This window comes from Intrasporangium sp. (assembly GCF_036566125.1).
Taxonomy (GTDB): domain Bacteria; phylum Actinomycetota; class Actinomycetes; order Actinomycetales; family Dermatophilaceae; genus Intrasporangium.
The window spans coordinates 1-6,863 of the sequence record NZ_DATCWX010000048.1; the positions used below are offsets into that span (position 1 = coordinate 1).

Here is a 6,863-nt window from a genome sequence, read left to right on the forward strand (position 1 = left end):
CGGCAAGGTGAACCCGCCGCTCCGTCCGCGAGAGGACGTCGAAAGCCTCTGGCAGCACCTCTTGGCCGGCGACATCGACTGGGTCGTCAGCGACCACGCCTGCTGCAAGGAGGAGATGAAGTTCGGCACGGACAAGGATGACGTCTTCGCCGCGAAGTCAGGCTTCGGTGGCACGGAGTACCTCCTGCCGGCCCTCGTGAGTGAGGGCTCACGCCGCGGCCTGTCGTACAAGCGGATTGCCGAGCTCACCTCACTCAACCCAGCGCAGCGCTACGGTCTTGGTGACCGCAAGGGCCGCATCTCCGTCGGCTACGACGCCGACCTCTGCCTCGTTGACCCGGCCGCCACGTGGACGATCCACGCAGAGGACTCCGAGTCCAGCCAGGAGTACACCCCGTTCGAGGGCTTCGAGCTCACCGCCAAGGTGACGGACACGTGGGTGCGCGGCATGCGGGTCCTCGAGGGCGGCAAGGTGGTCGGTGAGCCACGAGGCCAGTTCCTGCGCAGGGGCGGGTCGGTCAAGGGGGAGGCGTGAGCTCCACCTCTGCCGACGGCCCGCTCGGCGGTCTCCGGGTCCTCGACCTCTCGACGATCCTCGCCGGTCCGCTGGCGGCGCAGATCCTCGGCGACTTCGGCGCCGACGTCATCAAGATCGAGCACCCGTCACGCGGCGACGGGATGCGGGGGCACGGCCTCGACAAGGATGGCCAACCCCTGTGGTGGAAGATGATCAGTCGCAACAAGCGGACGCTGGGCCTCTACCTCGGCGACCCGGAGGGCGCACGGATCTTCAAGGAGCTGGCTCGGACAGCCGACGTCATCGTCGAGAACTTCCGGCCCGGCACCCTGGAGCGGTGGGGGCTCGGCTACGACGTCCTCTCCACCGACAACCCGGGCCTCATCCTGCTGCGGGTCACCGGCTTCGGGCAGAGCGGCCCCTACGCCGCGCGGCCCGCCTTCGGCACACTCGTCGAGGCGATGAGCGGCTTCGCCCACCTCACGGGCCAACCCGATGGCCCGCCCACGCTGCCCGCCTTCGGCCTCGCCGACTCGATCGCCGGCGTCGCAGGGGCGGCCGCAGTGTCCATGGCGCTCTACCAGCGGGACAAGGACGGCAAGGGTCAGGAGATCGACCTCGACCTCCTGTCGCCGATCATGACGGCGGTGGGCCCGGGCATCATCTACGCCGACCAGCTCGGCATCGACCAGGACCGGACGGGGAACCGATCCCTCAACAACGCGCCCCGCAATACGTACCGCACGCGCGACGACCACTGGCTCGCGATCTCCACCAGCGCGAACCCGATCGCCGAGCGGGTGATGCGGCTCGTCGGGCATCCCGAAGTGATCGACGAACCGTGGTTCGTGCACGGACGCACGCGAGCCCAGCACGCCGATCTCCTGGACGGCTACGTTGGGGAGTGGATCGGGGCGCGCACCCGTGAGGAGGTGATCGCCGCCTTCGAGAAGGCCGGGGCGGCCGTCGCCCCGGTCTACAAGCCGAGCGAGCTCCTGGACGATCCCCAGGTGAAGGCGCTGCAGCTTGTGACCAGCGTCCCGGACGAGGACCTGGGGCCGATCAGGATGCAGAACGTCATGTGGCGGATGGGCCGGACCCCCGGGCGCATCCGGGCCACCGGACGCGCCGTCGGTGCCGACACCGATGCCATCCTCGTCGACGAGCTCCACCTGTCCGCGGAAGAGGTGGCGAGGCTGCGCGCCCACGGCGTCATCGCCTGACCGGCGTCCCCGGCACGCTGAGCCGAGTCTCGCAATGGGGGGGCCGTGCCGCCTCCGTGACCCAACGACCCAACAAGATGCCGTATGCCGCTGAGCTGAGTAAGCGCGACGGCTTGCACCTGTCGTGGCTTGGTGGAACCGGTCTGCGGTAGCGAGTGGTGGCGGAGGGCCAGGTCCACCGCCTCCCACCGGGCCATCGCGATTGACGCGGGCGGCGACGTGAGGCTGGTATGACTCCATGCGAGGAACGGATCCGGCACAGAACAGCTCTGCGCCCCCCGTCGACACGGAGACGGTCCTGGGGAAGGTCGTGACCGTGCTCTTCGCCTTCACGGCCGACGACGCCGGCGTGCCGTTGGCCGAGCTCGGCCGCCGAACTGGGCTGGCAAAGGGAACGCTCCACCGGGTGGTGGGGGATTTGGTCTCGGCGAGGTTGTTGGAGCGGACGACGAACGGGTACCGATTGAGCGGTCTGGTCTTCGAGCTGGGGATGCGTGCATCCGTCGAGCGGCGCTTGCTCGAGGTGGCGACGCCGTTCATGGAGGACCTTCGCGAGCGGACCCATGAGACGGTCCATCTCGGGCTGCTCGAGGGCCACGAGGTCGTCTACGTCGCGAAGATCGGGGGCCACCGCCAAGCGACCTCACCGTCTCGGCTCGGTGGGCGAATGCCCCTGTACTGCACTGCGATCGGCAAGGCGCTGCTGGCCCACTCCCCTCCACAACTGTTGGCCGACGTCGTCGATGCTGGCCTGGTCCGGAAGACTCCGCGCACCATCACTGCCCCCGGTCTGTTGCGGCGACAGCTCGACCGGGTCGTCGAAACCGGCGTCGCCTACGAGCGGGAGGAGTCCGCCGTCGGTCTCCTCTGCATCGCCGCTCCCGTGCTGGACGTGGACGACCATCCGATCGCCGCGATCAGTGTCACCGGGCCCGTCAGCCGCTTTCGTCCGGAGAGCCATGTCGCGGCCGTGCGGGCCGCCGCGGCCGGTGTCGCGGCCACCCTGGCCCGCCGGTCCTCGATGCGGCGGGACTGAGCCCGTCACCTCCATCGACGTTCCACTGAGTGGATCCTCTGCGTAGGACCTCAACCGTTGCGACCCTCACTCTGGGGGCATGACGACCAGGAGGTCCCCATGACTTTCTCCACCACAACGGCAACGGAGGCCGTTGTCCTGCAAGCGGCCCGACGGCTGGAGGATGCGTCGCGGACCGGTGAGGTGTGCGCACCCGTGCGGGAACTCATCGGCGAGTCGGACCTGGCGGCGGCGTATGCGGTGCAACAGACCCTCGCCGCGCGACGCTCCGCCGCCGGCGCCCGGGTCGTAGGGCGCAAGATCGGGCTGACATCGCCTGCAGTCCAGCGGCAGCTCGGCGTCGACCAGCCGGACTTCGGAGTGCTCTTCGACGACATGGACGTCTCCGGCATATCGGCAGTCCCCGCGGGCACGTTGCTCCAGCCACGGGTCGAGGCAGAGATCGCCTTCGTGCTCGGAGCCGACCTCGACAGCGGCGACGTGGACGGCGGCGACCTGGACGTGGCGACGGTCCGGGCAGCGGTGGACCACGCCGTTGCCGCGATCGAGATCGTCGACAGCCGGATCGCCGACTGGGACATCCGGATCACCGACACCATCGCGGACAACGGCTCGAGCGGGCTGTTCGTGCTGGGTGACACGCGGGTGCCGCTCGCTGACCTGGAGCCGGCCGCCGCGACGATGCGGATGTACGCAGACGACCTGCTGGTGTCCGAGGGCAACGGCGCCGCTTGCCTCGGCGACCCGATCAACGCACTCCTCTGGCTCGCCCGCACCGCGCAGCAGGTCGGTGACCCGCTCCGCGCGGGACAGGTCGTCCTGTCCGGCGCCCTCGGCCCGATGCACTCGGTCACCGGCGGCACCACCATCCGCGCAGAGATCAGCGGCCTTGGCACGCTCGGCGTCACGTTCGCAGCCGCGCCCACCCACTCCAACGACCCCAGGCACAACGACCCGAAGGACCTGTGATGACGAAGACGAAGGTGGCCATCATCGGCCCCGGGAACATTGGGACCGACCTGATGTTCAAGGTGATGCGCCTTTCCACCAGCCTGGAGATGGGCGCCATGGTCGGCATCGACCCGGCCTCGGACGGTTTGCGCCGGGCCGCGAGCCTCGGTGTCCCCACGACCCACGAGGGAGTCGACGGGCTCATCGCGATGGACGGGTTCGACGAGATCGGGATCGTCTTCGACGCCACCTCCGCGAAGGCCCACGTGGCCAACGCAGCCAAGCTAGCGGCATACGGCAAGAAGCTCGTGGACCTCACCCCCGCGGCCATCGGTCCCTACGTGGTGCCACCGGTCAACCTCGAGGAGCACCTCGAGGACCACACTCGTGAACCGAGCAACGTCAACATGGTCACGTGCGGTGGCCAGGCCACCATCCCGATCGTGGCCGCGATCTCGCGCGTCACCGCGGTCCCCTACGCCGAGATCGTCGCCTCGATCGCGTCCAAGTCGGCCGGCCCGGGCACGCGCGCCAACATCGACGAGTTCACCGAGACCACCACCGCGGCGATCGAGAAGGTTGGGGGAGCGCAACGCGGCAAGGCGATCATCATCCTCAACCCTGCCGAGCCGCCGCTCATCATGCGCGACACGGTGCTGGCCCTGATCGGCGACGCGGAAGAGTCCACGCACGACGCCATCCGAGCGTCGATCGAGGACATGGTGGCCAAGGTGCAGGAGTACGTCCCGGGCTACCGGCTCAAGCAGCAGGTCCAGTTCACCGAGATCCCCGAGGATGAGCCCGTGCACACCCTGCTGCCCAAGGGCAGCCCGAAGGTGACGACCAAGGTCACCGTCTTCCTCGAGGTCGAAGGCGCAGCCATGTACCTGCCCGCCTACGCCGGCAACCTCGACATCATGACGTCGGCCGCGATGCGGGTCGCCGAGACCATCGCCGAACGATCTGCCAGCCGTGCCAAGGAAGAGGTGACGGCATGAGCGCCGCAGCCACCGACCGCAACCCCACCGTGACATCCGTGACCGACCCGCCCGTCCTCTACATCCAGGACGTCACGCTCCGCGACGGCATGCACGCCGTCCGGCACCGGATCAGCCCCAAGGATGTCGGGCGGATCGTCGCCGCCCTGGACGCCGCGGGGGTCGACGCCATCGAGGTCGCGCACGGCGACGGCCTCGCCGGCGGCAGCCTCAACTACGGCCCCGGCTCGCACTCCGACTGGGCGTGGATCGAGGCCGCCGCGGAGAACGTCGAGCAGGCGACCCTGACGACCCTGCTGCTCCCGGGCATCGGCACGATCAGCGACCTCGAGGACGCCTACTCGCTCGGGGTCCGCTCCGTCAGGGTGGCCACCCACTGCACCGAGGCCGACGTCGCCGCGCAGCACATCAGCAAGGCCCGCGAGCTCGGGATGGACGTCTCCGGCTTCCTCATGATGAGCCACCTCAACACGGCCGAGGGCCTCGCCCAGCAGGCCAAGCTGATGGAGTCCTACGGCGCCCACTGCGTCTACGTGACCGACTCCGGTGGCCGCCTGACCATGGACGGCGTCCGTGAGCGGGTCCGCGCCTACCGCGACGTCCTGCTCCCCGAGACCCAGATCGGCATCCACGCGCACCAGAACCTCTCGCTCGCGGTGGCGAACTCCGTCGTTGCCGTTGAGGAGGGGGTGACGCGGGTCGACGCGTCCCTCGCCGGTCACGGCGCCGGGGCCGGCAACTGCCCCATCGAGCCCTTCGTCGCCGTCGCGAACCTCAACGAATGGAAGCACCGCTGCGACCTCTTCGCCCTGCAGGACGCCGCCGACGACATCGTCCGGCCGCTCCAGGACCGGCCCGTCCAGGTCGACCGCGAGACCCTCACCCTGGGATACGCCGGCGTCTACTCGAGTTTCCTGCGGCACGCCGAGGCCGCCTCGGCACGCTACGGCGTCGACGTTCGCACCATCCTGCTCGATGTCGGCCGCCGAAAGCTCGTGGGCGGGCAGGAGGACATGATCGTCGACATCGCCCTCGACCTCACGGCTGCCCAGGCTCGGACCGCCTGAACCCTTCCAGACGCAATGGTGCAACCACTACAGATCGCTATGCGAGACATCAACACCGACCTGTAGCAAACACTCCATAGAAGCACTACGTTGGCGACCATCGGCGCACTCGCGCCGGTGGTCGCCACGCTCGTGGCGGGGTCCATTGACGCACCCCCGGAGGTTTCACTCTTCATGCCCCTTTCGCCAACTCCCCGCCGCTGGCTTGCCGCCGGCGCCATGCTCGGCCTGGCCCTCGCTGCCACGACCAGCGCGGCCGGCACGACGGCAGCTGCCGCGCCCAAGGAGACGACCCCAACCGTCAACCTGCAGGGCTTCGTCGACGGGCCGACGAGCCCCGAGGACATCGTCGAGGTGCCCGGCACCGGGGTCGCCATTGTCAGCGGGCTGTCGGACGACCCGCTCTCCACGAGCAGCGTCGGACACCTCTACGCGGTCGACTCGAACACCCTGTCGGCCACCGAGATCTGGCCCAACCGCAACTGGTCGGTCGCCTGGGACGAGGCTCGCTACCCCTCGTGCCCCGGCGCGCCCGACCCCACGATCGCGTCGCCGCACGGCATCAACGTCGAGGAGCGCGCCGACGGCGCCTACGACCTCTACGTCGTGAACCACGGCGGCCGCGAGGGCGTCGAGGTCTTCCGCCTCGACGTCCGTGACGGCATCGACCTGACCTGGTCCGGCTGCGTCACCATGCCGCTCGGAACCTTCCCCAACGGTGTTGCCCCGCTCCCGGACAGTGACGGTCTCGTGGTCACCAACTTCTTCGACCCGACCAAGTCCGACCCGTTCTCCCAGATCTTCAGCGACACTCCCAGCGGCAACCTCATGCGGTGGGAGTTGGAGTCGGGCTGGAGCGTCGTCCCGGAGTCGGCGATGGCCGGGCCGAACGGCGTCATCGTCACTCGCGACGGACGCACCGCGTTCGTTGCCGAGTGGGGCGGTCGCACGCTCCACCGCATCCCGCTCGACCGCACGCAGGGCTCCCCGACGTCGGCGGTCGGGCGTGCGAGCGTTGACGTGCCCTTCATGCCGGACAACCTGCGCCTGTCTCGACAGGGCGAGGTCCTC

General features: G+C 69.3%; 7 protein-coding genes. All 7 read left to right on the forward strand.

Annotated features, from left to right (window positions below; translation table 11 throughout):
* Positions 1–535 (forward strand): dihydroorotase (locus VIR15_RS02975; protein ID WP_331925985.1); only part of this gene is annotated, 535 nt, incomplete at its 5' end.
* Positions 532–1,740 carry a CaiB/BaiF CoA transferase family protein gene (locus VIR15_RS02980; protein ID WP_331925986.1) on the forward strand — a complete coding sequence of 403 codons (1,209 nt, stop codon included), beginning with the start codon at positions 532–534 and terminating at the stop codon, positions 1,738–1,740. The genes VIR15_RS02975 and VIR15_RS02980, both read left to right, overlap by 4 nt.
* Before the next feature lie 238 nt (positions 1,741–1,978).
* Entirely contained in the window at positions 1,979–2,776 is a 798-nt protein-coding gene (locus tag VIR15_RS02985) for an IclR family transcriptional regulator (RefSeq protein ID WP_331925987.1), read from the forward strand.
* A 99-nt stretch (positions 2,777–2,875) separates the two neighbouring features.
* Entirely contained in the window at positions 2,876–3,745 is an 870-nt protein-coding gene (locus VIR15_RS02990; protein ID WP_331925988.1) for a 2-keto-4-pentenoate hydratase, read from the forward strand.
* Positions 3,745–4,725, forward strand: a complete 981-nt coding sequence (locus VIR15_RS02995) for an acetaldehyde dehydrogenase (acetylating) (RefSeq protein WP_331925989.1) — start codon at positions 3,745–3,747, stop codon at positions 4,723–4,725. The genes VIR15_RS02990 and VIR15_RS02995 overlap by 1 nt, the downstream gene beginning before the upstream one ends.
* On the forward strand, positions 4,722–5,792 hold the full coding sequence (dmpG, locus tag VIR15_RS03000; RefSeq protein WP_331925990.1) for a 4-hydroxy-2-oxovalerate aldolase: 1,071 nt from the start codon (positions 4,722–4,724) through the stop codon (positions 5,790–5,792). The genes VIR15_RS02995 and dmpG overlap by 4 nt, the downstream gene beginning before the upstream one ends.
* Before the next feature lie 174 nt (positions 5,793–5,966).
* Positions 5,967–6,863: SMP-30/gluconolactonase/LRE family protein (locus tag VIR15_RS03005; protein ID WP_331925991.1), on the forward strand; the 897-nt coding region annotated here is incomplete at its 3' end.